We start from the raw sequence: 24,766 nt of genomic DNA, 5'->3' as shown, positions 1-24,766 counted from the left end.
CGCTGGAGCCTGCCGGCCACTTGACCCGGCCGGCGAGCACCGGGAGCCTTTGGCGCATTATCTCCGGAAATCGACATCTGATTCCTCCATACATCCTCGTCCAGGCACTCTCGACAATCACTCGGGGACCCCATGGGCGCACACACGATCCGTTGTCGACACGCCTGGAGGGCCACCGATCCACTTGATTGATCGAGTAAGGTAATGGTGGCATGCTGCCGCAATCATCTTCCGCTACCCCGATGGACGAACCATGCCCGACAATGGCAAATCTGCAGGTGAAGGCCCCTCCCGACCGCATCGGCCAGTGCGGAAAATATCCGAACGGCTGGCGCTGGCCGGCCTCGTGGTCGCCATACTTGGGGTGATCGTCGCAGTGTTCGACTGGCGCTTTCCGGTCGGGCAGCAGGAGACGCCTGCGCCGACCGCGTCCCCTGGCGCCCCAGTGACGGTGCCGGCGGCCACGTCGCCCGACGCCACCCAAGGCGACTCCCCAGGCACGACCAGGGTCGAATATCTTTCCGCACTCCAAGCCCACGCTGGCACCACCAATTTGGTGGAACTTCCACGGGAGCTACGGGAGAGCGCCGGATTCGAGCGCGCAATCGTGATCAAATGCCCGAGCAACCAGAGCAATGACAAGATCACCAAGGTCACCTATCAACTTCTCGGCCGATTCGACACCTTTCAGGCGACTGTTCGGCCACATTTCGACAGCCAACCGGAGGCCCAGATGCACGTCGAGGTCCTGGTTGGCGAACGTGCCCGTGACGGTGGCCTGGTGTGGGACGTCGGCGGCAGGCAGTATCAGGCGACCGCCGAACAGCCGGGCCCGATCAGCGCGGTCGTCGAGGGCATGCAGGAGCTGGAAATCCAGGTCCAGTGCCAGTTGCCGGACGGGGTAGCGATCCTGGTGGACGCTGCCCTGCACGAATGACCGCCGCCGCCCACCGCCGCAGGTCCCGCCGCCGACCCAGTGAGCCCGATACGCGTACGTAACGTGATTGAAATGTCAGAATGCCAGCATCTGCCACGACCCAGGTCTCGATCGCTCATGGAGGTCCGGCTTGTTTCTCACCCGGCACGAGCAGGAGCGACTGCTCATCCACGTCGCAGCCGACGTGGCCTGGAAGCGCCGTGAGAGGGGCATCCGGCTCAACCACCCGGAGGCGACCGCGGTGATCACCGCCTTCCTGTTGGAAGGTGCCCGGGACGGCCGCAGCGTGGCGGAGCTGATGGAGGCCGGGCGCACCGTGCTCGGCCGCGAGGACGTGCTCGACGGAGTGCCGGAGATGCTCCCCGAGGTGCAGGTGGAAGCCACCTTCCCTGACGGGACGAAGCTGGTCACCGTACACGAGCCGATCTCCTAGGAGCGAGATTGACTGCACCTTCCGCGCCGTCGGGCACCGACGGCGGCACAGTCGTTCCCGGTGAGCTGATCCCCGGCGACGGGCCGGTCACCCTCCATCCCGGCCGTCCGGTGCTGACCCTGCCGGTGGTCAACACCGGCGACCGGCCGGTGCAGGTCGGCTCGCACTACCACTTCGCCGAGGCCAACCCGGCGTTGGACTTCGACCGGTCCGCCGCGTGGGGGCACCGGCTGGCGGTGCCGGCCGGCACCTCGGTGCGCTTCGAGCCCGGCGTCGACCGGGAGGTCACCCTGGTGCCGTTCGGCGGCCGACGGATCGTCGCCGGGCTGCGCGGCGAATGCGCCGGCGAGCTGGACGGACGCGCCCCGGCCGACGCTGCGGGCACCGGGCGCGGCCCGGCCGACCAGGCGGGCACCGGCGAGACGGGAGACACGGCGTGAGCACCCTGGACCGACGGCGGTACGCCGCCCTACTCGGCCCGACCACCGGTGACCGGATCCGGCTGGCCGACACCAACCTGCTGATCGAGGTCGAGGAGGACCGCTGCGCGCCGCCCGGCGGCGACGGCACCCCGGCGTACGGCGACGAGGTGGTCTTCGGCGGCGGCAAGGTGATCCGCGAGTCGATGGGCCAGTCCCGGGCCACCCGGGCCGAAGGGGCACCCGACACGGTGATCACCGGCGCGGTGGTGCTGGACCACTGGGGCGTCGTCAAGGCCGACGTCGGCCTCCGCGACGGCCGGATCGTGGCGATCGGCAAGGCCGGCAACCCGGACACGATGGACGGGGTGCACCCCGACCTAGTGATCGGACCGGGCACCGAGATCATCGCCGGCAACGGCAAGATCCTCACCGCCGGGGCGATCGACAGCCACGTACACCTGATCTGCCCGCAGCTGCTGGAAACCGCCCTCGCGAACGGGATCACCACCATCATGGGCGGCGGCACCGGGCCGGCCGAGGGCAGCAAGGCGACCACGGTCACCCCCGGTCCGTGGCACCTGGGCATGATGCTCGCCGCGCTCGACCCGTGGCCGGTCAACGTGCTGCTGCTCGGCAAGGGCAACACGGTCAGCGAAGAAGCCATGTGGGAACAGCTGCGCGGCGGTGCCGGCGGGTTCAAGCTGCACGAGGACTGGGGCACCACCCCGGCCGCGATCGACGCCTGCCTGCGGGTCGCCGACGCCTCCGGCGTGCAGGTGGCGATCCACACCGACACCCTCAACGAAGCCGGGTACGTGGAGTCCACCCTGGCCGCGATCGCCGGCCGGTCGATCCACGCGTACCACACCGAAGGCGCCGGCGGCGGGCACGCGCCGGACATCATGCGGGTCGCGGCCGAGCCGAACGTGCTGCCGTCGTCGACCAACCCGACCCGCCCGCACACCGTCAACACCCTCGACGAGCACCTCGACATGCTGATGGTCTGCCACCATCTGAACCCGAGCGTGCCGGAGGACCTGGCGTTCGCCGAGAGCCGGATCCGGCCCAGCACGATGGCCGGCGAGGACATCCTGCACGACCTCGGCGCCATCTCGATGATCGGCTCCGACTCGCAGGCGATGGGCCGCATCGGCGAAGTGATCATGCGGACCTGGCAGACCGCGCACGTGATGAAGGCCCGACGTGGGTCGCTGCCCGGCGACGGGCCGGCCGACAACATGCGGGCCCGGCGGTACGTCGCCAAGTACACGATCTGCCCGGCGGTGGCGCACGGCGTCGAGGGCGAGATCGGCTCGGTCGAGCCGGGCAAGCTGGCCGACCTGGTGCTGTGGGATCCGGCGTTCTTCGGCGTACGGCCGCATCTGGTGATCAAGGGCGGCATGATCGCCTGGGCGCAGATGGGCGACGCGAACGCGTCCATCCCGACCCCGCAGCCGATGCTGCCGAGGCCGATGTTCGGCGCGTACGGCGCCGTGCCGGCCGCGACCAGCCTGGCGTTCGTCGCGCCGGCGGCGATCGACGCGCTGCTCGGTGACCGGCTCGGCATCCGTCGCCGGCTCGCCCCGGTCGCTGACACCCGGCGGCGGGGCAAGGCGGACATGCCGCTGAACGACGCGACCCCGCGGATCGAGATCGATGCGGACACGTTCACGGTGCGCATCGACGGGGAGACGGTCGAGCCGGCCCCGGCGACGGAGCTGCCGATGGCGCAGCGCTACTTCCTGTTCTGACGACCGGCCGATGATGACGTGTCCCGTCCGGACCCGCCGATGAGTGGGCTTGCCACGCTGCTGGTGCTGGCCGACGGCCGGCTGCCGGCCGGCGGGCACGCCCACTCCAGCGGGCTGGAGGCGGCCGTCGTCGCCGGTCGGGTCCGCGACCTGGCCGGCGTGGCGGCGTACCTGACCGGCCGGCTCACCACCGGTGGACGTACCGCCGCCGCGTTCGCCGCCGCGGCTGCAACAGCCGCGACCGCCGCCGGGGCGACCGCCGCCGGGGCCGACCCTGGCCGGCTGGACGCGCTCGACGAAGGCATCGACGCCCGCACCCCGTCACCCGCGGTGCGCCGCGCGTCGCGGGCCCAGGGTCGGGCGTTGCTGCGCGCCGGACGCGGCATCTGGGCGCTGCCGGCGGGCGGACCCCGGGACCGGCACCAGCCGGTCGCGCTCGGCGTGGTCGCCGCCGCCGCCGGCCTCGGCCCGGCCGAGGCGGCGCTGGCGGCCGCGTACACCACCGTCACCGGACCGGCCAGCGCCGCCGTGCGACTGCTCGGCCTCGACCCGTACGCGGTGCACGGCCTGCTTGCCCGGCTCGCGCCGGACATCGACGCGGTCGCCGCCGGGGCGGCCGCCCTGGCCGACCGGCCGGTCGACGACCTGCCTGCCGGCTCGGCCCCGATCCCGGAGGTCGACGCCGAACACCACGCCACCTGGGAGGTGCGTCTCTTTGCGTCCTGAACCACACACCCACGTCCACGGCGGGTCCGCCGAACCGCACGCGCACACCGACGGGGAGGTACCACACACTCATCCTGATCCGGGGGTCGACCCGCACCCGCCCCGGCTGCCGGACGGCTCCCCCGCACTGCGGATCGGCATCGGCGGTCCGGTCGGCTCCGGCAAGACCGCGCTGGTCGCCGCGCTGTGCCGGGCGCTCGCCGAGGAGCTGCGGCTGGCCGTGGTCACCAACGACATCTACACCACCGAGGACGCCGACTTCCTGCTGCGCAACGGCGTACTGCCGGCGGAGCGGGTCCGGGCGGTGGAGACCGGCTGCTGCCCGCACACCGCGATCCGCGACGACATCTCCGCCAACCTCGACGCCATCGAGGACCTGTCCGACCAGTTGGGCACCCTCGATCTGGTGCTGCTGGAGAGCGGCGGGGACAACCTGACCGCCACGTTCAGTCGGGGCCTGATCGATCGGCAGATCTTCGTGGTGGACGTGGCCGGCGGCGACAAGGTGCCCCGTAAGGGCGGGCCGGGAGTGAGCACCGCCGACCTGCTGGTGATCAACAAGACGGACCTGGCGCCGCTGGTCAACGCCGACCTGTCGGTGATGGAGCGCGACGCCGCCGCCCGCCGGGGCGAGCTGCCGACGGTGTTCCTGTCGCTGGTGCAGGACCGGACGGCGACGCCGGTGGCCGACTGGATCCGGGGGCTGCTGCGGACCCGCGCCCAGACCCCGGCGGAGGTCGCCGGCTGATGCGGGCCCACGCCCGGCTGGTCGCCGAGGTCGACGCCGCCGGGCGCACCCGGCTGGTCCGCCTACGCGGCGAGCCGCCGCTGGTACTGCGCCGCACCGGTCCGTCGGCGGCCGGCGGCGGCGACGGCGGCGAAGTCCAGGTGCATCTGGTCGGCGCGGCGGCCAGCCCGCTCGGCGGCGACGACCTGCGGCTGGACGTCGAGGTCGGGCCGGGGGCGCGGGTGCGTCTGCGTACTGTCGCGGCGTCGCTGGCGTTGCCCGGACCCGGCGGCCGGCAGTCGACGCTGGAGATGCTGGTCCGGGTTGCGACCGGCGGCGAGCTGCGCTGGCTGCCGGAGCCGCTGATCGCCGCCGCCGGCTGCCACCACCTGTCCCGGTCGGTGGTGGAGCTGGCCGACGGCGCGGCCCTGGTATGGCGGGAGGAGCTGGTCTGCGGGCGCGACGGCGAGCCGTCCGGCGACGCCCGGATCGACACCACAGTTCGGTACGCGGGCCGCACGGTGCTGCGTACCGACCTGGCGGTGGGGCCGCACGCCGACGGCTGGGCCGGACCGGCGGTGCTCGCCGGAGCGAAGGCGACCGGTTCGGTGCTGGCGGTCCGGCCGAAGTGGGCGGCCGGCGGGCCCCCGGCAGCCGCTCCGCTCGGCCCCGGTGCGGCCCGGCTGCCGCTGGCCGGCGGACCGGCGGTGCTGGTCACCGCGACCGGTCCGACCGCCCGCGGCGTCCGCGCCGAACTCGACCGAGTTGAACCGGACCACGCCGGGGCTCAGCCACCGACGTAGGCCGCGAGGTGCTCGCCGGTCAGCGTCGAACGGGCCGCGACCAGGTCGGCCGGGGTGCCCTCGAAGACGATCCGACCACCGTCGTGACCGGCACCCGGCCCCAGATCGATGATCCAGTCGGCGTGCGCCATGACCGCCTGGTGGTGCTCGATGACGATCACCGACTTGCCGGCGTCGACCAGCCGGTCGAGCAGGCCGAGCAGCTGCTCGACATCGGCCAGGTGCAGGCCGGTGGTCGGCTCGTCGAGAACGTAGACGCCGCCCTTCTCCGCCATGTGGGTGGCCAGCTTGAGCCGCTGCCGCTCGCCGCCGGACAGGGTGGTGAGCGGCTGACCGAGGGTGAGGTAGCCGAGCCCGACGTCGGCGAGCCGACGCAGGACGGCGTGCGCGGCCGGGGTGCGGGCATCGCCGGCCACGAAGAACTCCTCGGCCTCGGCCACCGACATCGCCAGCACCTCGCTGATGTCCCGACCGCCGAGGTGGTACTCCAGCACCGCCGACTGGAACCGCCGCCCCTCGCAGTCCTCGCAGACAGTGGCGACGCCGGCCATCATCGCCAGGTCGGTGTAGATGACCCCGGCACCGTTGCAGGTCGGGCAGGCGCCTTCGGAGTTGGCGCTGAACAGCGCCGGCTTGACCCCGTTGGCCTTCGCGAACGCCTTGCGGATCGGGTCGAGCAGCCCGGTGTACGTCGCCGGGTTGCTGCGCCGTGAGCCACGGATGCCGGTCTGGTCGATCGACACCACCCCCGCGTCGGCCGGGGTCGACCCGTGCAGCAGCGAGCTCTTGCCGGAGCCGGCGACGCCGGTGACCACGACCAGCACGCCGAGCGGGACGTCGACGTTGACGTCGCGCAAATTGTTGGCGTTCGCGCCACGGATCTTCAGCGTGCCGGTGGGCTCGCGGACTGACTTCTTCAGGCTGGCCCGGTCGTCAAGGTGGCGGCCGGTCACGGTGACGCTGGCCCGCAGCCCGTCCACGGTGCCTTCGAACATCACCTCGCCGCCGGCGGTGCCCGCACCGGGACCGAGGTCGACGACGTGGTCGGCGATCGCAATCGTCTCCGGCTTGTGCTCGACGACCAGCACCGTGTTGCCCTTGTCCCGCAGCCGCAGCAGCAGGTTGTTCATCCGGGTGATGTCGTGCGGGTGCAGCCCGATGGTCGGCTCGTCGAAGACGTAGGTGACGTCGGTCAACGACGACCCGAGATGCCGAATCATCTTGGTGCGCTGCGCCTCGCCGCCGGACAGGGTGCCGGCCGGGCGGTCCAGGGAAAGGTAGCCGAGGCCGATCTCGACGAACGAGTCGAGGGTGTGCCGCAGCGCGGTCAGCAGCGGGGCGACCGACGGCTCGGTCAGATCCTGGACCCACTCGGCGAGGTCGCTGATCTGCATCGCGCAGGCGTCGGCGATGTTGATCCCGTTGATCTTCGACGACCGGGCCGCCTCGTTCAGCCGGGTGCCGGCGCAGTCCGGGCAGGTGGTGAAGGTGATCGCCCGTTGCACGAACGCCCGGATGTGCGGCTGCATCGCGTCGACGTCCTTGGCCAGGAACGACTTCTGAATCCGCGGGATCAGGCCCTCGTACGTCACGTTGATGTTGTCGACCTTGATCCGGGTCGGCTCCTTGTAGAGCAGGTCGTGCAGCTGCGACTTGGTAAAGTTACGGATTGGTTTGTCCGGGTCGAAAAAGCCGCAGCCGCTGAAGATTCGCCCGTACCAGCCGTCGACGCTGTAGCCGGGGATGGTCAGCGCGCCCTCGTTGAGCGATTTGCTGTCGTCGTACAGCGCGGTCAGGTCGAAGTCGGTGACCGACCCCCGGCCCTCGCAGCGCGGGCACATGCCGCCCAGCCGGGTGAAGGTCTGCTTGGTGGTCTTGCTGGCGCCGCGTTCGACGGTGATCGCCCCGCTGGCCCGCACCGAGGCGAGGTTGAAGGAGAACGCGTTGGGCGGGCCGACGTACGGCTGCCCGAGCCGGCTGAACAGGATCCGCAGCATCGCGTTGGCGTCGGTGGCGGTGCCGACCGTGGACCGCGGATCACCGCCCATCCGCTCCTGGTCGACGATGATCGCCGTGGTCAGCCCGTCGAGCACGTCGACCTCGGGCCGGGCCAGCGTCGGCATGAACCCCTGCACGAAGGCGCTGTACGTCTCGTTGATCAGGCGCTGCGACTCGGCGGCGACCGTGCCGAACACCAGCGAACTCTTGCCCGAACCGGAGACCCCGGTGAACACCGTCAGCCGGCGTTTCGGGATCTCGACGCTGACGTCCTTGAGGTTGTTCACCCGCGCGCCGTGCACCCGGATCAGGTCGTGACTGTCGGCGGGGTGCGGGGTGGACGGCCGCTCCCCCGACGCGGTGGCCCTGCTCATCGGATTCCCAATCTATCGAGTCTGCTGGATGCGGATCAGGTTGCCGGCGGGGTCCCGCACGGCGCAGTCGCGGACCCCGTACGGCTGCTCGGTTGGCTCCTGGACGATGTCCGCGTCGCCGGCCTGCAGCCGATCGAAGACCCCGTCGAGGTCGCTGGTGGCCAACAGGATGCCGGCATAGGTGCCCTTGGCCATCATCTCGGTGATGGTACGGCGCTCGTCGTCGGTGATGCCGGGGTCGACACCCGGCGGGTGCAGCACGATCGCGGTGCCGGGCTGGTCAACCGGGCCGACAGTGAGCCAGCGCATTCCGTCGTAGCCGACGTCGAGGCGCAGCTCGAAGCCGAGCAGGTCGCGCCAGAAGGCCAACGCGGCGGCGGCGTCGGCGTGCGGCAGGAAGCTGGAGTGAATCGTGATGTCCATGGCGGTCACGCTAGTCGCGCCGCCGGGGCCCGTGCTTCTCGATTCCTGATCGGTCTGGTGACCTGTTTTGCCAGGCAGGCGGGCATCTCCGGGCGGGCGGAGCCGGCCCGGCGCCGGTAGACGCTGGGCGGGACGCCGACCAGCTCGGTGAACCGGGTGCTGAAGGTGCCCAACGAGGAACAGCCGACCGCGAAACAGACGTCGGTGACGCTCAGGTCGCCCCGGCGCAGCAGCGCCATCGCGCGTTCGATGCGCCGGGTCATCAGGTACGCGTACGGCGACTCGCCGTACGCGCGCCGGAACTCGCGGCTGAGGTGCCCGGCCGACATGTGCACGCCACGGGCCAGGGCCTCGACGTCGAGTGGCCGGGCGTACTCCCGGTCGATCCGGTCGCGCACCCGGCGCAGCAGCGCCAGGTCGCCCAGGTGCTGCTCCTGTCTCATGCTGCCGGTCACCCGCGCGATGCTGCCACACCCCGCCGACAGATGCCGCCCGGTGCGGCCCAACCTACGGTGCGGCGGGAGCGTAGCGCGCGTTCGGCATGTGAACGACACGCAGGAAGGCGGGCAGGCGCCACGGTCGCGGCCCGCCGACGACGACGTCGCGACGCATCGCGGCGACGGCGGGACCGGTCCGACCGAACAGCATCAGGTTGAACCGGGCCGGACGGAACCGCAGCCGAACGTCGACCGGATCGTCCGGTGGGGCGAGCCGGATCCGTCCGTCACCGAGCACGACGGTCGCGGTCGGGGTGTACGCGGAACGGAACTGCACCGCGATCGGCCGTTTCGGCATTGCCCGCGAGGTGTCCAGCAGGACGCCGTAGTCGTGGTGCAGCATGCCGAGAAAGAACTGGTCGAAGTACAGCGACGCGTAGTCGTCGGGCATCGACCAGGGGCGGCGCAACACCCGGGCGATGTCCCAGCCGTGCACCAGCAGTTCGTTGACCAGGTGCGCCACCATGCCGGCGATCGGCACCCGCGCGTCACCCAGCCACTGGACGGTCTTCTCCGGCGGCAGCCGGGTGGTCGCCGCGAGGACCGCGTCGGTCGCCTCGCCGAGCAGCTCGGCGAGGCGAGCCGGGTCGCGTTCGGTGAAGTGCCGCAGCACGTAATCGTTGACGTCGGCGACGGTGTCGACGTTCGCGGCGGACAGGGCCGCACGGATGTCGGGGATCTGCAGCGGCGGCTCGTCACCCTCGACGAGGGTGACGTACAGCATCGCGATACTCACCACATGCGCGGCGGTGTCCGACACCGTCCAGTCGCGGGTCGCCATCGCCTCCGGCTCACTGTCGACTGTCAGCAGTGATCGGAATCGGTCGGAGGAGACACTCAGCGCCGTCCGGGCGAGGGTCCAGCGGTCGACGGGCACGACGAAGCTCATCCGGTGATCGTGGCACCGGCAGCATCGACAGTGTTCCTTGAAGTTGCGCGATTCAGGCGCGATTTCCGACGAGCCGGCCCTGGCCGGTGTCGCGCCTGGCGACGACCCGGGCGAGGGTGCGCAGCATGGTACGGATGAAGCAGTCGAAGCCACGGTCGGGCAAAATTCGCCGGGCCGCCAGGATCACCTTCGCGCCACGGCCGACGGGGTAGCGGGTCCGTGGCCGGCGAGCACGGACCGCTCTGGCGACGGCGGCGGCGACCACCGACGGCGGCGATGCCGGGCCGCCGTCCTCGACCGCGAGGATGACCGCGCCGAGTGCGACCTGATCGGCGTACGGGCCGTGCCCCGAGGTGGCGAGGAGATGCTGGCCGGCGATGGCGGGCCACTCGGTTTCGACTTCGGCGTCGCGCACCCGGACCTGCTCCGACTGCTGCAGTGGCACACCCTCGAACGTCCCGGCGAGCTCGCCCGGATGGAGCAGAACCACCAGACGACGCGACGCAAGCTGGCCGCCCTGGCCGAGGCCCAGGCCGCCGGCCGGGTCGACGACACGCTCCCGCCCGCCGAACTGCTCGCCGTCGTCCTCGCCGTCGCCCGGGCTTACGACGATCCGGCACCGACTGTCCACCGGCCCGCAACATCGGCACGAGTGTGCCGGGAACCAGCGAGGCCATCGCGCCGACTACTCCTATCGAACGCCAGGACGTATTATCGACCTACATCTATCTGGAGTCCTCGTGCCGCGACCCCGCATGCTTGCCGCCGTCCTCGCCGCGTCGATCGGACTCACCACAGCCTGCAGCGCGGACTCCGGTGGTGGCACCACCTCGACGACGTTGCGGATCGGGTTGGGCACCGAGTCGGGTGCACTGGACCCGCACGCGTTCACCGGCAACTTCTTGCTCCTCGACGCCATCTACGAGCCGCTGGTCAGCTACGGCGAGGACGGGCAGCTGGAGCCGGGCCTGGCCGAGTCCTGGACGGTGACACCGGACGGCCGGCAGGTGAGCTTCGACCTACGCGACGACGTGCACTTCACCGACGGAACGCCGGTCGACGCCGCGGCCGTCAAGTGGAACTTCGACCGGTGGGTGGGCAACGAACGCTTCTCGTTCTTCCGGGCCTCGCAGATCGTCTCCGCTGTGGACGCCCCGGACCCGGACACCGTCGTACTCACCCTGTCCGAACCGTACGAGCCGCTGCTGCAGGAGATGTCGATCGTCCGTCCCGTCCGGCTACTCAGCCCGCAGTCCGCCGGCACCGACGGCACCTTTCAGGACCCGGTAGGTACCGGAGCGTGGATACTGGTGTCCAACGGCGCCACCGGCACAGTGCTGGAGCGCAACGACGACTACTGGGGGCCGAAGCCGAGTCTGGAGCGGCTCGAGTTCAAGGTGATCCCAGATTCGCAGGCCCGCGTCGACGCGCTCACCAACGGGGAGATCGATCTGATCGGCGGTGCCTACCTGGCCCCGATCACGCCGGTAGAGGCGCAGTCCTTGCGCGAGCGGGCCGGCGTACGACTGCTCACCGGCGCGGCCGACGTCTCGATCCTGCTCGGGTTCAACCCCGAAGGCCCCGCCGGCGACCGGGCGGTGCGGGAAGCCGTCAGCCGGGCGATCGACACCGAGGCCCTGGCGACCGCGTTGTTCCTGGGCCATGCGGAACCGGCCCGCCGGGTGTTCCCGCCGAACGTGCCGGACTCCGGGACGGATCTGCCGGTCGCCTTCGACCGGGCTGCCGCAGAGGAGGTACTCGACGCCGCCGGCTACCTCCGCGAAGGGGAGATCCGGACCCGCGACGGGGAGCCGCTGTCGTTGCGGCTGCTCATTCCCGCCGCACCGGCAGAGGGGCAGCTCGATCCGCGCACCATGGCCGCCGCGATCGCCGACGCCCTGCAGGAGGTGGGGATCGGCGTGGAACTGGTCCCGGTCGATGCCGCCGTCTACTACGACGAACGCGCCGAAGGCAGGTACGATCTGACCTTCTTCGAGACCCTCGGCGCACCGTACGACCCGTCCAGCTCGGTCGTGTCCCTGTTCACCAACGGGGCGCGGGCGCCACTGTGGGTGACGCCGACCATCGAGGACCTGGTCGACAAGGCGCTGTTCGCCGCCGACCCAGCCGCTCGCACCGAGGCCTATCAGGACCTCTACGAGGCGGTGGCCGCCGACACCGGGTTCGTCCCGTTGGTGTACCGGCCCCGGCTCTGGGCGGTGCGCGACGAGGTGAACGGCTTCGCGGTGCCGCCCACCGACGTGGATCTCGAACTGACCGGGGTCACCGTCGGGTGAGCGCGTCCCTGCGGCCACGGTCCGTCGACGGCCACCTCTTACGGTGGACCGTCGACACCGTCGGTGTGCTGCTCGCGCTGTCGGCCGGAACGTTCGCGCTGGTGCTGCTGGCCCGTGGCGATCCCGCCGCAGTGCTGGCGGCCACCCGGGCCGGCCGGCCGGCGACGCCAGAGCAGGTCGAGGCCGTCCGCTCCGAACTGGGGCTGGACGCTCCCGCCCCGGTACGGTACCTGCGCTGGCTGGCTGACGCGAGCACCGGCGACTTCGGACTGTCGCTGCGGACGAATCTGCCGATCGGCCCCGAGATCGCCGACCGGCTGACCGTGACGGCGGGCCTGGTGGCGGGATCGGTCGTGGTGGCCGTCGTGGTCGGGATGACCGTCGGAGTCGCCGGGGCGGTGGCCGGGCGGGGGCCGCTGCGCGGGGTCCTGCGGGTCGGGGCGCTGCTGGCGACGTCGGTGCCGGCGTTCTGGCTGAGCTACCTCCTGGTTCTGCTGCTGGCCCTACGGTGGCAACTGGTGCCGACGTCAGGCATGGCCGGTCCCTCGACCTGGGTGATGCCGATGGCGGTGCTCGGGCTGCCGGCGGCCGGAGTGCTCAGCCGGGTGGTGGCGGTCACGTTACGAGAAGCGATCGACCGGCCGTACGTACTGGCGGCGATGGCCCGGGGCAGCGGGCCACTGTCGATCGTGCTTCGCGACGGGCTGCCGAACGCGGCCGGGCCGATCCTGTCCGTCGCCGGGATGATCGTCGGCGGCCTGCTGGTCGGCACGGTCGTGGTGGAACAGATCTTCGGCTGGCCCGGTCTCGGGGCGTACTTCGTCCACGCGGCCGCCACCCGGGACGTCCCAGCTCTGCAGGCCAGCGCGCTCGTGCTCGGCGGAGGCTTCATCCTGGCCAACCGGCTCGCCGACGTCGCGCAGGTCCTCGTTGATCCCCGGTCCCGTCGGACCTCCGGTGTCAACACCGACGTCACGGCGTCCTCGTGGAGTCGGGGCGGCGGGCACCCGCACCGGGCCAAGTCGGAGACCGGATGACGGTCGTACGCGGTAGGCGGAAGATCCCCGCGCCGGTCCGGACGGCGCTGGTCGGCCTGCCGTTGGCCGGGTTCGCGGTCGTGGGGCTGCTGGCACCGGCGCTGGCACCGGCCGACCCGGCGGCCAACGATCTGGCGGCCAGCCTGCTGCCACCATCGGCGGACCATCCGCTCGGCACTGACCAGCTCGGCCGCGACCAGCTCAGCCGACTCCTGCACGGCGCACGAATCTCACTCGCCGTCACGGCGGCGGTCCTGGCGGTCTCGATGACCGTCGGGGTGCTCGCCGGCACCGTCGCCGGATACCTTGGGGGCTGGGTCGACCGGATCGTCGCCCGGATCGTCGACATGGCGGTCTCGTTGCCGGGAATGCTGGTGGCGCTGGCGGTCATCGGCATACGCGGCCCCGGTGTGGAGAATCTCGTCGTCGCGATGTCGCTGTGGGCGTGGGCCCCCTATGCCCGGATCGCCCGCGCCCGCGTCGCGGGTCTACGGGCCAGCCCGCACCTGGACGCGCTACGGCTGCTCGGCGCCGGCCCGGTGCGCGTCATCGGCCGTCATCTGCTGCCGCCCGCCCTCGCCCCGTGCCTGGTCTACGCCAGCACCGACGTCGGCTCCATCGTGCTCGGCGTCGCCACGCTGAGTTTTCTCGGCCTCGGCATCCCACCACCGCAGGCGGAGTGGGGCCAGATGCTCATCGAAGGCCGGCCCTACCTGGCCTCGGCCTGGTGGCTGGCCTACCCGCCCGGCATTGCGATCACCGCCGTCGTGTTCGCGAGCAACCTGCTCGGCGAACGGCTGGCGGTCGGCGACGAACGGCCGTCGGTGCTGCGCTGGGTCCTTCCGTCCCGGCTGCGCTTGCCGCGCCCCCGGCGACCGGCACCCGGAACGCCGGCCACAGCCGAGTCGAGGAGATCAGCCGAGTCGAGGACCACGGTCGACGACGACATGCTGCTGCGGGTGCGCCACCTGTCCGTCGCCTATCCACGCGACGGCGGCATCCGACGCGCCGTCGCCGACGTCTCCTACGCGGTACGCCGCGGCGAGACGCTGGCGATCGTCGGCGAATCCGGCAGCGGCAAGACCACCTCGGCGTTGGCGCCGTTCGGTCTGCTGGACCCGGACGCGTTCGTCACCGGTTCCGCGCTGCTGCGGACCGGATCCGAGGCACGTGAACTCGTCGGACTCACTGTTCAGCAACGCCGCCACGTCAACGGCCGCCGGGTCGGGGTGGTCTTCCAGGACAGTCTCGCCGTATTCGATCCGCTGCGCAGCATCGGTGCGCACGTCGACGAGGCGGTCCGCAACGCGGGCGGCCGGGGTCGGCGATCCGCGGTCCGCCGGATCAGCGAGGAGCTGCTGCGCCTGGCCGGTCTGCCCGACCCGGCGACGGTCGCCGGCCAGTATCCCCACCAGCTCTCCGGCGGAATGCGGCAACGGGTCCAGATCGCCGTCGCGATCGCGGGTGAGCCGGAGCTGCTCGTCGCCGACGAACCGACCTCCGCGCTCGACGTCACCGTCCAGGCACGGCTGCTCGACCTGCTCGGGCAGCTCCACGACGAGTTGCGCATGGCCATGGTCGTCGTCAGCCACGACCTGGCGGTGGTCACCCGGCTGGCCGACGCCGTGGCCGTGATGTACGCCGGCCGGATCGTGGAGTACGGGCCGCTCGACTCCGTGGTCCGTCACCCCGACCATCCGTACACCCGGGGTCTGCTCGACGCCGTGCCGCGTCCCGGTGTGGCACCGGGCACCCGGTTCCGCACCATGCCGGGACGCTCCGGTGCCGGGCCGGACGACGCGTCAGGTTGCGCGTTCGCTCCCCGGTGTCCGATCGCCGTAGCCGGATGTGGGCACGAGCAGCCGACTCTGCTGCCGGTGGAACCCGGCCCGGCGCACCGGTCGGCGTGCCCCCGTACCCGTGCGGCCGGAGCGTCGCCGCCCCTTCTGGCACTCGGCGATCTGGACGGAAGCTGACCGATGCTGCAGATCGAACAGCTCACCGCCGACCACCCCCGGCGGTACGGCCGGGGCCGGCAGAGTGTGGTCGAGGACGTCACGCTCCGGGTCGCCGCCAGCGAGATCGTCGGGCTCGTCGGCGAATCGGGCTGCGGCAAGACGACCCTCGCCCGCGTGGTCACCGGACTGCACCGGCCCCGGGCCGGATCGGTGCGGTTCGACGGCGCCGACGTCCACGCCCTGCGCGGTCGCGCGCTGCGGGCACACCGGCGACAGGTCCAGATGGTGTTCCAGGACCCGTACCTGACCCTCAGCCCCGCTCAGACGGTGCGCCAGGCCCTCGCCGAGCCACTGCACATCCACCGGATCGGCAACGGCCGGTCCCGCGCCGCACGGGTGGACGAGCTGCTCGACCTCGTCGGGCTCGGTCCTGCGGTCGGCGGACGCCGGCCCCGGCAGCTGTCCGGCGGTCAGCAGCAACGGGTGGCGATCGCCCGCGCGCTGGCGCTGGGACCACGCTTGCTGGTGTGCGACGAACCCGTCACCGCGCTCGACGTATCGGTGCAGGCGAAGATCCTCAATCTGCTGTGCGATCTGCGCGACCGGCTCGGTCTGGCCTGCCTGTTCATCTCCCACGACCTCGCCGTCGTCCGGCAACTCGCCAACCGCGTCGCGGTCATGCGGCACGGCCGCATCGTCGAACAGGGACCGACCGGGCAGGTCACCGGCGACCCGCGCCACCCGTACACCCGGGCGTTGCTCGCGGCGACCCCCGCCATCGACCTCGGCGGCACCGACCGGTCTTGACGTCACGCGTCCGGCCCGGCCGGCTTGTCGTAGACGGTGACGTGGGTGCCGGTGCCGAGGTAGGGCTGCCGACGCCAGCCACCCCACCGGTGTCGACGGCGCAGGCCGGCGAGGCGGGCCATCAGGTCGAGTTCGGAGGGCCAGGCGTAGCGCATCGACACCGGGGCAAGCCGCATGCCGTCGTTGCTGATCAGGATGTGCTGTCCGTCGAAACGCTGGTCGACGGGGTCGTGGCGGACCGCGACCAGGCGGACGTGGTCGTGGTCGACGCGGTGGGCGTCGACGCTCTGCTGCCGCTGGTAGCGGGCGAGGTCGGGCACCAGACACTCCAGCACGAACAGCCCGCCGGGCAGCAGCCGCCGGGCGACGTTGGCGAAGCACCGTACCTGGTCCTCCTGGGTCATCAGGAAGAAGAAGGTGGTGAAGACGACGAACACCATGGCGAACTGATCGTCGGTGCCGGGATCGACGTCGGCCATGTCGCCGATGGTGACAGGAATCCGGTCACCGCCCGGTTTGGCCCGCATGCGGGCCACCATCGCCTCGGAAGCGTCGATGCCCCGCAGATCGATTCCTCGACCCGCCAACGGGATCGTGACCCGGCCGGTGCCGACGGCCAGTTCGAGGACCGGGCCGACCGGACCGTGCCCGATCAGGTCGGCCAGGCAGTCGACGACGTCGGTCGGGTCAAGGTCGGCGTGCCACTCGTCGTAGACGTCGGCGTTGCGGTCGCCGTAGGTCTCCGGTCCGTACGTGCTCATGGGGCTCCTGTCCGGGTCTTCAGTCCAGCGGTCGCATCTCGTGGGTGACGGTGCCGGCGGCGGCCAGCGAGTGGTAGAGGCCGATCTCGGCGGTGGACCCCTCGGCCATCACCAGGGCGGTGCAGCCGCGTTGGTCGGCGAGGTGGACGATCCGGTCACCGACCTGGGCGGTCGGAAAAAACTCCGGGCCCCCGGGGAACAGCGGTAGCCGCTCGGGTCCGCGCCAGCCGGCGAGTCGGCCCGGCGCTGGTGGGTGCAGGAACGTCATGCCGTAGCCACGGTCGGCGCCCAGTGGGGCGTCGAGCAGCCGGGGCCGGCGGCCGAGCGCGATGTCGGTCACCGCGGCGTACACGTTCACTCCGAGCGACCGGCACATCATCTCCCCGATGACCGCGCCGGCGATCCGGCCGTTGATCTCCACGACCTCCGGGCCGGCCGGAGTGTGGGCGAACTCGGTGTGTGCCACGCCGTCGGTGAATCCGACCGCGGCGAGGACCTCGCCGATCCAGGTCGCCAGCCGGTCCGACTCGGCCGGCGGGAGCGCGACTGGAAAAGCGACGGCCTCCTCCCGACGGACCGGCTCGGGGGTGTGGATGTGCACGGCGATCCCGAGCAGTCTGGTGTGCCCGCGCCAGCTGACGGTCTCGGCGCTGTACACCGGGCCCGGGAAGTACGGTTCGACCACCAGGTGTCGACCAATCAGGGCGGCGTCGGCGACCTGGCGGGCGGTCCGGTCGCGTTCGGCGTCGTCGCGGACCAGCCACACCGACCGGGACGAGGTACCCGCCGAGTCCTTGACGATCACCGGGTAGCCGGTCGCCGCGACCGCTCCGACAACCGCCTCTCCGGCGGGCTCCACGCGGAGCGCGTCGGCGCGGCTGAGCCCGGCCCGGTGCAGCAAAGTACGGACCTGCGCCTTGTCCCGTAATCTCCGCGCCATCTGTGGCCCGAGCGTGGCCAGGCCGTACCGGGCCGCCAACGTCGCCCCGGGCAACATCCACGTATCGGTCGAGTTGACCAGGCCGGCGAGGTCGGGCAGTCGGTCAAGGGCGGCGGCACAGGCGGCCACATCGGTGGTGTCGACGTCGATCACCGTCACGTCGTCGGGTCCGAGCCGGTCGAGTTCGTACGCGTAGACCGACCGGTCACCGGTGAGCAGGCACAGCCGGTGTCCGCCCTCGGCGGCGGCGTCACGCAGCCGGGTGAGGCCGAACGTCAGCGACTCCAGCGACACGATGGTCACGTCCCCGCCTCCTCGGCCCGCCGGGGACGCGTCGCCTGCACGGGACGGCTCGCCTGCACGATCAGCCGCTGCGCGTGATTGTCGTACGGTTCACCGGCGAAGCCGCCAAAGCAGGTGATGCCGGTGAATCCGGCGGTATCCAGCATGGCGCGGATCTCGGCGGCGCTGTAGACGAACTGTTCGAAGTACGCGTGCCGGGCGGTGTCGCCCCGGATCAGGGTCCAGTCGCTGCGGAACCGGGTCCAGTCGTCCAGGACGGTATCCCGCATGACCAGGTATCCGCCGTCCACCTCGACGATTTTCGGGGTTCCCGCCCACCGGGCGAAGATCTCCTTGCTGAACAGGTCCAGCAGCAGGCGACCGCCCGGCACCAGGCTCTGCCAGGCATTGCGCAGCACGAGCTGATTCTGCGCCGGATCGGTGAAGTACCCGAACGAGGTGTACATACTGATGATCAGGTCGTAGCGGTCCCGTTCCACGAACTCCCGCATGTCGGCACGGACCAGACGTACCGGCACGCCGGCCTGGGCACTGGCCCGGTCGGCACGGTCCAGCATCGCCGCGCTGAGGTCCACCCCGGTGACCCGGGCACCGCGTGCGGCGAGCGGGACGGCGTAGGTGCCCGGACCGCAGCCGAGGTCGAGCACGCTGGTCCCAGCCGTGACCTCCAACAGCGGAGAGGTCGCCACCCAGCTCCGGGCCTCCTGCTGACGGTGCGGGGCGAACAACGCGCCAGCGAAGTCCACCCAGAACCCGTCGTCTGCAAACCACTCCATCGGCAGCTCCGAACTCGCGCGACGACTGACGCCTTACAGGTCGCTCGACGATGTACGGAAGTTCCCCGTTGATCGAAGAAAACTGACCACTCACGCAACGGGGTAGAGCACAGGAACCAATCCGCCTTCCGGCGCGACCAACCTGTCAGCAGAACAACTCGACACGCCTCCACACCGGATCGACAGGAGCCTTCCACCAAGACACGCACATCCACCAGGGACAATGCGACAAACGTCAGAGGAGCGATCAGCCCATGCCGTCCACGGGCCCGTCGACGACCCCGCCACCGGTGCACTCGCACGTCACCGACGCCATCAAGGCACCGAGCCTCATCCGCCTGTCGGACACCATGGTCCTGGCCCGGTTCGAAACTCTGAAGGTCTACGCCGCCCTCGGCGCGGTACGGGCGCTGCTGGCGGCGGGGACCGTCCGCCCCGGCGACACTCTCGTCGACAGCTCCAGCGGCATCTACGCCCTCGCGTTGGCCATGGCCTGTCACCGGTACGGACTGCACTGCCACATCGTCGCCTCGACCACGGTGACCCCGACCATCCGGTCGCAGCTGGAGATCCTCGGCGCCACCGTGCACCAGATGCCCGTCGAGAGCGATCTGCGACTGGACCAGCACCGACGGGTGGCGCGGGTAAAGGAGTTGCTGGGTGCCAACCCCGGCATGCACTGGATGCGCCAGTACCACGACCCGCTACACCGACTCGGCTACGCCGAACTGGCGGCCCTCGTCCGGGCCGCCGTACCCCAGGTCCCGCTGACCGTCGTCGCCAGCGTCGGCACCGGCGCGTCCAGCGCCGGGCTGATCCAGCCGATTCGCTCCCACGAGCCGTCGACCCGACTCGTGGGGGTCCAACCGTTCGGCAGCGTCAGCTTCGGCAGCGAACAGTTTCCGGATCCGGACGCGATCATCGCCGGGATCGGCAGCGCCATCCCCTTCGACAACATCCGCCACGAACTGTACGACCAGGTGCACTGGATCGGCTTCCGCCATGCCATGGCCGGCACCATCGCGCTGATGCGGTCTCATGCGGTCTTCGCCGGCCTCTCCACCGGCGCGGCGTACCTCGCAGCGCGGTGGGAGGCCCGACGCCACCCGGAACGGGTGCATCTGCTGATCGGAGCCGACACCGGCCATCGGTACGTCGACAAGGTCTTCGCCCGCCACCGCGAAGCCCTCGACATGGAGACGTTGGAGCCGGTGGAGATCGCCTCTCTCGACGAGCTGGCCCCGCCCTGGTCGACCATGCCGTGGGCGCGACGTGCCCATCCGCCGTCAGCCAGCCAGGACCTGCGCCCCGCCGCCGTCACCGCCGGCCCAGGAACTGACCGGACCGCAACCGACCGGACCGCGTCGGCCGGATGAGCGCGGCTAGGAACCCTGCGGCGGTACGCGGCGTCCCAGCCATCGCCCGACAGTGAGCACCAGCACCGGAAGGACGACGCACTGGGCCGCGACGAACAGCCAGAAGCCGGGCAGGAACCCGCCGCGTTCGAACGCCCCGTACACACTGCCCCCGGCGACGCCGCTGAGGAACGAACCGACCCCGACCGCGAGCCGTTGCTGACCGAAGGCCACCGTCGCCGACCTTCTCGACCCCGCCAACGCTTCGAGGTCGTTTTTGAGGAACAACACGGCGCTGCCGACGCTGATCGCGGCGACCCCGCCGACGACCGCCGGACCGTTTCCACCTGCGAACGCGGCCATCCCGGTCGCCAGGGCACCGAATCCGATAGCCATCGCCGCCGGGTAGCTCATCCTCCCCACCCGCTCGGCGACCATGGGCTGTACCACCACCAGGCCGAGCGAGTAGCCCATCATCGCCGCCCCGAACAACAGGGTCGCCATCCGGCCCTGGGCGTAGCTGGAGAGGTACTGGTAGAACTGCATGTGCACGTAGAACGACACGGCGGTGACGACGAACGGCAGCACCGCCACCCCGTGCAGCATCCGCCGGAACGGCTCCACCGGTGGTGCGTCGGCGACCCGCCGCTCCCGGCGGAGAAAGACGTGACCGAGCGCCACACCGGCGTACACCGTCGTCACGGCAGCGAACATCACGGCCGGACGGTGCACGAACAACGCCCCCACCACCGGCCCCACCGCGATGCCGAGGTTGCCTGCAGCGTTGCCCGCCGACACCAGCCGGGGTCGGTGCTCGTCGCCCACGTCGTGCAGCAGATAGCTGCGGTACGCCGGCGAGTACAGTGATCCGCCGCCGGAGATGAGCAACAGGCCGGCGACGGTCAGCACCGGGAACCGCTGTCCCGCGAGGAACGCCGCCCCGCCGAGGCTGTACAGCGTGAGGGCCGCCACCAGGGCCCGCTTGAGACCGACCCGCTCGGCCACCGCAGCGGTCGCCGGGGCGCTGGCGAACTGCACCAGGGTCGCCGCCCCGAGCACCACCCCGACCTGCGCCATGCCCACGCCCATGCGTTCCCGCAGCAGCACGGCCAGGTACGGATAGATCGAGAACGAGCCGACGTTGACCAGGAATCCGCCGATCAGCACGGCCCACTGGGCACGGGTGAAGGAACCCCTGCGCAACGCCGACCAGGGGCGGTTGCCCGCAGCCGCGCGGGGGGTGGCCGGTGCGGCCATCAGTCGGCCGGCCCGCCGTCGGATCGGACACCGACCCCGGTCGACGGGTCGACGCCGCCGAAGGCATGCTGGTCGGACGGCAGCACGCCCAGCCCTGGGGCGTCGCCGAGGACGATCCGCCCCTGGTCGAGGCCCAGCCCCCGGAACGGGGGGTCGCGCAGGAGGAACTGGCTGTCGATGTCGATGCGCTCGGCCAGCGGGGCCAGTAGGGCGGCCTGGCTCAGCGCTAGCTCCGACTCGCAGTTGCAGCTGAGCATCACCGACAGGCCCGCCTGGCGGGCGGCCTCCATCACCCGTCGGGTGGCCCGGACCCCGCCGGACTTGGCCAACTTGACCACCACCCCGTCGGCCAGGCCGGCGGCCGCCCGGACACTGTCCACGTCGGTGCAGCCCTCGTCCAGGAAGACCGGCAGCCGGTCGGGCAGCTCACGGTAGCGGCGGTACGCCTCGACCGCGTCTCTCGGGAACGGCTGCTCGACGAGCTGGATGTCGAGGGCACGCAGGGCCGGGGTCAGTTCCTGCGCGGTCCGCAGGTCCCACGCCTCGTTGGGGTCGATCCGCACCGGCAGGTCGGTGACCGCGCGGACGGCGGCCAGCCGGTCGAGGTCCTCGGCGCCGCGCACCTTGATCTTGAACGCGCCGACCGGCGGCGCGTTCGCGACCAGTTCCAGGGTCTGCGCGACGCTGCCGAGCCCGATCGTGTACCCGGTCGGCTCGGGCATGGTGCGCGGTACGCCGTACAACTGCCATGTCGGCACGCCGGCGGACCGGCCCACCCAGTCGTGTACCGCGCCGTCGAGTGCCATCCGCGCGCCGACCGGTCCGTCCCAGTCGGCCACCCGGTCCAGGACCCGGTCCGGATCGGACAGGTCCGGGCCGAGGACGTCTCTGCCGTGTTCGGCGACCGCCGCGACGACCTGCTCGACGGTTTCGCCGTGCGCCCAGGCCGGTGTGCCCTCACCCAGGCCGGTGACGCCGTCGTGGACGACGGCGACGAGGCAGGTGTCCGTCGAGTCGTAGGAGTGCTGTGAACTCCGGAACACCGTCAACAGGCGCAGGGTCATCCGACGGACGTCGAGCTCCATGCGAATCAGCTTGTCACGCCCCACGTCGATAATCCATGTTAATCGATCCGCCGTCCAAGTCAGGGACGGCAGAGGATCTCGCCGTGCAGGATGGCGAACCAGCCGTCGGGTGTGTCGGCCCAGCGGAGCCAGCCAGCGGAGAGGCGTTGCAGGTCGGCGGGGGTGGCGGTGCCGGCGGCGAGGATCTGCCGGGCCATCTCGGAGGCGACGATGCGCTCCGACCACATGGTCCCCCACCAGCGGCGGTCCTCGTCGGTGGCGTAGCACCAAGCGGAAGCACCGGGCGTGACGTCGCCGAACCTGGCGGCCCGCGCCCAGGAGAGCAGGCGGCGACCGGCGTCCGGTTCGCCGCCGTTGGCGCGGGCGGTCGCCCGGTAGAGCGCGAGCCATTCGTCGAGCTCGGGTACGGCGGGGTGCCAGGCGAAGCGGTCGTAGTCACTGTCGCGGGCCGCGACCACTCCCCCGGGCCGGCAGACGCGGCGCATCTCGGCGAGCGCGCGGACCGGGTCGCCGACGTGCTGGAGGACCTGGTGGGCGTGGACCACGTCGAACGCGTCGTCGGGGAAGGGCAGATCGTGTACGTCGGCCGTGGTGAAGTCGACAGTCGTGACGCCCCGGGCCTGCGCCTCGGCGCGGGACAGGGCGAGCGCTTCGTCGGTGACCTCGGTGGCGGTGACCCGGCCGGGAGCGACGAGCGCGGCGAGGTCCATGGTGATGGTGCCGGGACCGGCGCCGATGTCGAGCAACGCCTGGCCGGGCCGCAGGTGCGGCAGCAGGTACGCGGCCGAGTTCTCGGCGGTACGCCAGCGGTGGGAGCGCAGCACCGACTCGTGATGACCGTGCGTGTATACAGCTGACATGCTCCGACGATAGACCGGCCGTCTCGCAATTCGGGAGCAGCTTCCCACATTATGGCCACCGCGGGATCACGACGGTACGCGGCTCAGCTGACCCGGGGCGGCCGGTTCTCCTGAATCCACCGCTCGACATCGGCGCGAAGCCAAACCTCACCCTGTTTGAGCTTCGCAACCGGCAGCGGGAAGGTTCGAGACCTGGTGATGGTGTACGTGCGTTGACGGGACAGCGGGCCGCCTGGCTGGCCCAGCATCTCGGCTATCTCAGCGCTGCCGACCAGGTCGATGTCCACACTCTCGCAAGTTAGGCTGCAGGCAACCGCACTTGACGGTTGCCCGTAATTGTTTCACCCTGTTGGGTATGACTGGCAGGGGTGACGGCCGACGGGCCGGGGCGTACAACGGGAGAGCCGCCCGGACGGCGGGCATCAACGCGCAGGCCGGCGGGACGGCCCTGCTGCGGCGGCAGGTGGGACGGTGCCTGGCGGCGTTGCGGTACGAGGCCGGGCTGTCCCAGGACGTCGCCGCCGACAAGCTGCGACGCGGCAACAGCACGCTCTGGCGAATCGAGGCCGGCGACCCGCGGGTGCGCTGGACCGAAGCGGACATGTCAGCGATGTGCCGGCTGTACCGGGCCGACGACGAGACCCGGGAACGGCTGCTCGCCCTCGCGGCGGAGATCGACCGCCCCAGCGGCGGGCGCTGGTGGCACGACGGGCTGGCCGGACTGCCGATCGACGCCGACCCGTACCCGGTGTTCGAACAGTCCGCGACGCTCATCCGCTGCTACGGCCAGGCGACGCTGCCGGACCTGCTGCAGACCCCGGGGTACGCCGAGGCGCTGCTGCGCTGCCCGGCCGGTCTGCGCAGCGACGACGACATCGCCGCCCGCCTCGACCAGCTGGCGGCGCGGCAGCGGCACCTGCTGACCCACCCGCATCCGCCGGCGGTGCAGGCGATCGTCGGCGAGGGGGCGCTGCGGCGTACCGTCGGCAACGACGCGACGGCGCGGGCGCAACTCGACCACCTGCGGGCGCTCGCGATCAGGCCGGGGATCTCGGTACGGGTGCTGCCGCTGGCCGGCGGCGCGCACGCCGGCATGACCAACCCGTTCACCCTGCTGCGCTTCGCCGCCGCCACGACGGTCCCCGGACGGCGGCCGGCCGGGTCGGGGCTGGTCCGGCTCGACACCCTGACCGGGACGATGCACCTCGACCAGCCGGCGCACGTCGTTGCGTACGAGCGGGTCTGGTCCGACCTGGCCGCCCGGGCGCAGCCGATACCCGACGGCAACGGGTCGGCAAAGTGACCGAAACCACAGCGGCGTCTACTCCGGGGTGACTCACCAACGGTGAG

24 protein-coding genes and 1 pseudogene are annotated in these 24,766 nt (G+C 71.4%); 14 read left to right on the top strand and 11 right to left on the bottom strand.

What is annotated here, in order from left to right; translation table 11 throughout:
• Window positions 1-253 precede the first annotated feature (253 nt).
• The 7 genes from ACFHWS_RS05070 to ACFHWS_RS05040 all read left to right on the top strand — a co-directional run bounded on the left by ACFHWS_RS05070 (window position 254) and on the right by ACFHWS_RS05040 (window position 5,799).
• Window positions 254-937: a hypothetical protein gene (locus tag ACFHWS_RS05070; RefSeq protein ID WP_416567720.1), complete on the top strand. Its 684-nt coding sequence runs from the start codon at window positions 254-256 to the stop codon at window positions 935-937.
• Window positions 938-1,067: 130 nt separating this feature from the next.
• Window positions 1,068-1,370 carry an urease subunit gamma gene (locus ACFHWS_RS05065; RefSeq protein WP_123601150.1) on the top strand — a complete coding sequence of 101 codons (303 nt, stop codon included), beginning with the start codon at window positions 1,068-1,070 and terminating at the stop codon, window positions 1,368-1,370.
• A gap of 8 nt (window positions 1,371-1,378) precedes the next feature.
• The gene (locus tag ACFHWS_RS05060; RefSeq protein WP_416556760.1) at window positions 1,379-1,810 is read left to right on the top strand and encodes an urease subunit beta; all 432 of its coding nucleotides are present in this window, start codon (window positions 1,379-1,381) and stop codon (window positions 1,808-1,810) included.
• Window positions 1,807-3,543 (top strand): urease subunit alpha, encoded by a 1,737-nt coding sequence (locus ACFHWS_RS05055; RefSeq protein WP_416556761.1) that lies wholly within the window; start codon window positions 1,807-1,809, stop codon window positions 3,541-3,543. The genes ACFHWS_RS05060 and ACFHWS_RS05055 overlap by 4 nt, the downstream gene beginning before the upstream one ends.
• A gap of 39 nt (window positions 3,544-3,582) precedes the next feature.
• Entirely contained in the window at window positions 3,583-4,269 is a 687-nt protein-coding gene (locus ACFHWS_RS05050; protein ID WP_416556762.1) for an urease accessory protein UreF, read from the top strand.
• On the top strand, window positions 4,259-5,017 hold the full coding sequence (gene ureG / locus ACFHWS_RS05045) for an urease accessory protein UreG (RefSeq protein WP_416556763.1): 759 nt from the start codon (window positions 4,259-4,261) through the stop codon (window positions 5,015-5,017). The genes ACFHWS_RS05050 and ureG overlap by 11 nt, the downstream gene beginning before the upstream one ends.
• Entirely contained in the window at window positions 5,017-5,799 is a 783-nt protein-coding gene (locus ACFHWS_RS05040) for an urease accessory protein UreD (protein WP_416567719.1), read from the top strand. Before ureG ends, ACFHWS_RS05040 begins: the two co-directional genes overlap by 1 nt.
• On the opposite strand, the gene ACFHWS_RS05035 is transcribed toward ACFHWS_RS05040, so the two are convergent.
• The 4 genes from ACFHWS_RS05035 to ACFHWS_RS05020 form a co-directional block, all read right to left on the bottom strand.
• Entirely contained in the window at window positions 5,784-8,171 is a 2,388-nt protein-coding gene (locus tag ACFHWS_RS05035; RefSeq protein ID WP_416556765.1) for an ATP-binding cassette domain-containing protein, read from the bottom strand. The two genes, ACFHWS_RS05040 and ACFHWS_RS05035, sit on opposite strands and share 16 nt — an antisense overlap.
• Window positions 8,172-8,183: 12 nt before the next feature.
• Window positions 8,184-8,594, bottom strand: a complete 411-nt coding sequence (locus ACFHWS_RS05030) for a VOC family protein (RefSeq protein WP_416556766.1) — start codon at window positions 8,592-8,594, stop codon at window positions 8,184-8,186.
• A gap of 5 nt (window positions 8,595-8,599) precedes the next feature.
• The gene (locus tag ACFHWS_RS05025; RefSeq protein WP_416556810.1) at window positions 8,600-9,037 is read right to left on the bottom strand and encodes a helix-turn-helix transcriptional regulator; all 438 of its coding nucleotides are present in this window, start codon (window positions 9,035-9,037) and stop codon (window positions 8,600-8,602) included.
• 64 nt (window positions 9,038-9,101) lie between these two features.
• Entirely contained in the window at window positions 9,102-9,980 is an 879-nt protein-coding gene (locus tag ACFHWS_RS05020) for a maleylpyruvate isomerase N-terminal domain-containing protein (protein ID WP_416556767.1), read from the bottom strand.
• Window positions 9,981-10,344: 364 nt separating this feature from the next.
• Between ACFHWS_RS05020 and ACFHWS_RS05015 the strand changes: the two are divergent.
• From ACFHWS_RS05015 to ACFHWS_RS04995, 5 genes and pseudogenes are all read left to right on the top strand, one after another.
• Window positions 10,345-10,557, top strand: a pseudogene (locus tag ACFHWS_RS05015) (hypothetical protein); the annotation flags it as partial.
• Between the two features lie 163 nt (window positions 10,558-10,720).
• Window positions 10,721-12,277, top strand: coding sequence for an ABC transporter substrate-binding protein (locus ACFHWS_RS05010; protein ID WP_416556768.1), 1,557 nt, complete (start codon window positions 10,721-10,723; stop codon window positions 12,275-12,277).
• A complete protein-coding gene (locus ACFHWS_RS05005) occupies window positions 12,274-13,314 on the top strand; it encodes an ABC transporter permease (protein ID WP_416556811.1) in 1,041 nt (346 codons plus the stop codon). Before ACFHWS_RS05010 ends, ACFHWS_RS05005 begins: the two co-directional genes overlap by 4 nt.
• On the top strand, window positions 13,311-15,290 hold the full coding sequence (locus ACFHWS_RS05000; protein WP_416556769.1) for a dipeptide/oligopeptide/nickel ABC transporter permease/ATP-binding protein: 1,980 nt from the start codon (window positions 13,311-13,313) through the stop codon (window positions 15,288-15,290). Before ACFHWS_RS05005 ends, ACFHWS_RS05000 begins: the two co-directional genes overlap by 4 nt.
• Before the next feature lie 3 nt (window positions 15,291-15,293).
• Window positions 15,294-16,079 (top strand): ATP-binding cassette domain-containing protein, encoded by a 786-nt coding sequence (locus ACFHWS_RS04995; RefSeq protein ID WP_416567718.1) that lies wholly within the window; start codon window positions 15,294-15,296, stop codon window positions 16,077-16,079.
• A 2-nt stretch (window positions 16,080-16,081) separates the two neighbouring features.
• On the opposite strand, the gene ACFHWS_RS04990 is transcribed toward ACFHWS_RS04995, so the two are convergent.
• Genes ACFHWS_RS04990 through ACFHWS_RS04980 form a run of 3 tightly spaced genes read right to left on the bottom strand, consistent with a single transcriptional unit; the run spans window position 16,082 to window position 18,859 of the window.
• The gene (locus tag ACFHWS_RS04990; protein WP_416556771.1) at window positions 16,082-16,840 is read right to left on the bottom strand and encodes a class I SAM-dependent DNA methyltransferase; all 759 of its coding nucleotides are present in this window, start codon (window positions 16,838-16,840) and stop codon (window positions 16,082-16,084) included.
• Window positions 16,841-16,859: 19 nt separating this feature from the next.
• Window positions 16,860-18,083: an ATP-grasp domain-containing protein gene (locus ACFHWS_RS04985; RefSeq protein WP_416567717.1), complete on the bottom strand. Its 1,224-nt coding sequence runs from the start codon at window positions 18,081-18,083 to the stop codon at window positions 16,860-16,862.
• Window positions 18,080-18,859, bottom strand: a complete 780-nt coding sequence (locus tag ACFHWS_RS04980; RefSeq protein ID WP_416556773.1) for a class I SAM-dependent methyltransferase — start codon at window positions 18,857-18,859, stop codon at window positions 18,080-18,082. The genes ACFHWS_RS04985 and ACFHWS_RS04980 overlap by 4 nt, the downstream gene beginning before the upstream one ends.
• 254 nt (window positions 18,860-19,113) lie before the next feature.
• Here ACFHWS_RS04980 and ACFHWS_RS04975 point away from each other — a divergent pair, with 254 nt between their 5' ends.
• The gene (locus ACFHWS_RS04975) at window positions 19,114-20,235 is read left to right on the top strand and encodes a pyridoxal-phosphate dependent enzyme (RefSeq protein WP_416567716.1); all 1,122 of its coding nucleotides are present in this window, start codon (window positions 19,114-19,116) and stop codon (window positions 20,233-20,235) included.
• Between the two features lie 6 nt (window positions 20,236-20,241).
• Here ACFHWS_RS04975 and ACFHWS_RS04970 read toward each other — a convergent pair whose 3' ends face one another.
• The 4 genes from ACFHWS_RS04970 to ACFHWS_RS04955 form a co-directional block, all read right to left on the bottom strand.
• The gene (locus ACFHWS_RS04970; protein ID WP_416567715.1) at window positions 20,242-21,471 is read right to left on the bottom strand and encodes an MFS transporter; all 1,230 of its coding nucleotides are present in this window, start codon (window positions 21,469-21,471) and stop codon (window positions 20,242-20,244) included.
• Complete coding sequence (locus ACFHWS_RS04965) at window positions 21,471-22,556, bottom strand: mandelate racemase/muconate lactonizing enzyme family protein (protein ID WP_416567714.1); 1,086 nt, start codon at window positions 22,554-22,556, stop codon at window positions 21,471-21,473. Before ACFHWS_RS04965 ends, ACFHWS_RS04970 begins: the two co-directional genes overlap by 1 nt.
• A gap of 59 nt (window positions 22,557-22,615) precedes the next feature.
• Window positions 22,616-23,416, bottom strand: a complete 801-nt coding sequence (locus ACFHWS_RS04960; protein WP_416567713.1) for a class I SAM-dependent methyltransferase — start codon at window positions 23,414-23,416, stop codon at window positions 22,616-22,618.
• A gap of 83 nt (window positions 23,417-23,499) precedes the next feature.
• The gene (locus tag ACFHWS_RS04955; protein ID WP_348650086.1) at window positions 23,500-23,703 is read right to left on the bottom strand and encodes a hypothetical protein; all 204 of its coding nucleotides are present in this window, start codon (window positions 23,701-23,703) and stop codon (window positions 23,500-23,502) included.
• Window positions 23,704-23,771: 68 nt separating this feature from the next.
• On the opposite strand from ACFHWS_RS04955, the gene ACFHWS_RS04950 reads away from it, so the two are divergent.
• Window positions 23,772-24,719, top strand: a complete 948-nt coding sequence (locus ACFHWS_RS04950) for a helix-turn-helix domain-containing protein (RefSeq protein ID WP_416567712.1) — start codon at window positions 23,772-23,774, stop codon at window positions 24,717-24,719.
• Window positions 24,720-24,766 lie beyond the last annotated feature (47 nt).

Origin of the sequence: Micromonospora sp. LOL_013 (assembly GCF_048060315.1) — a bacterium.
Lineage (GTDB): Bacteria > Actinomycetota > Actinomycetes > Mycobacteriales > Micromonosporaceae > Micromonospora_E.
The sequence above is the reverse complement of the archived record's forward strand: the minus strand, read 5'-3'. Positions and strand labels throughout refer to the sequence as shown.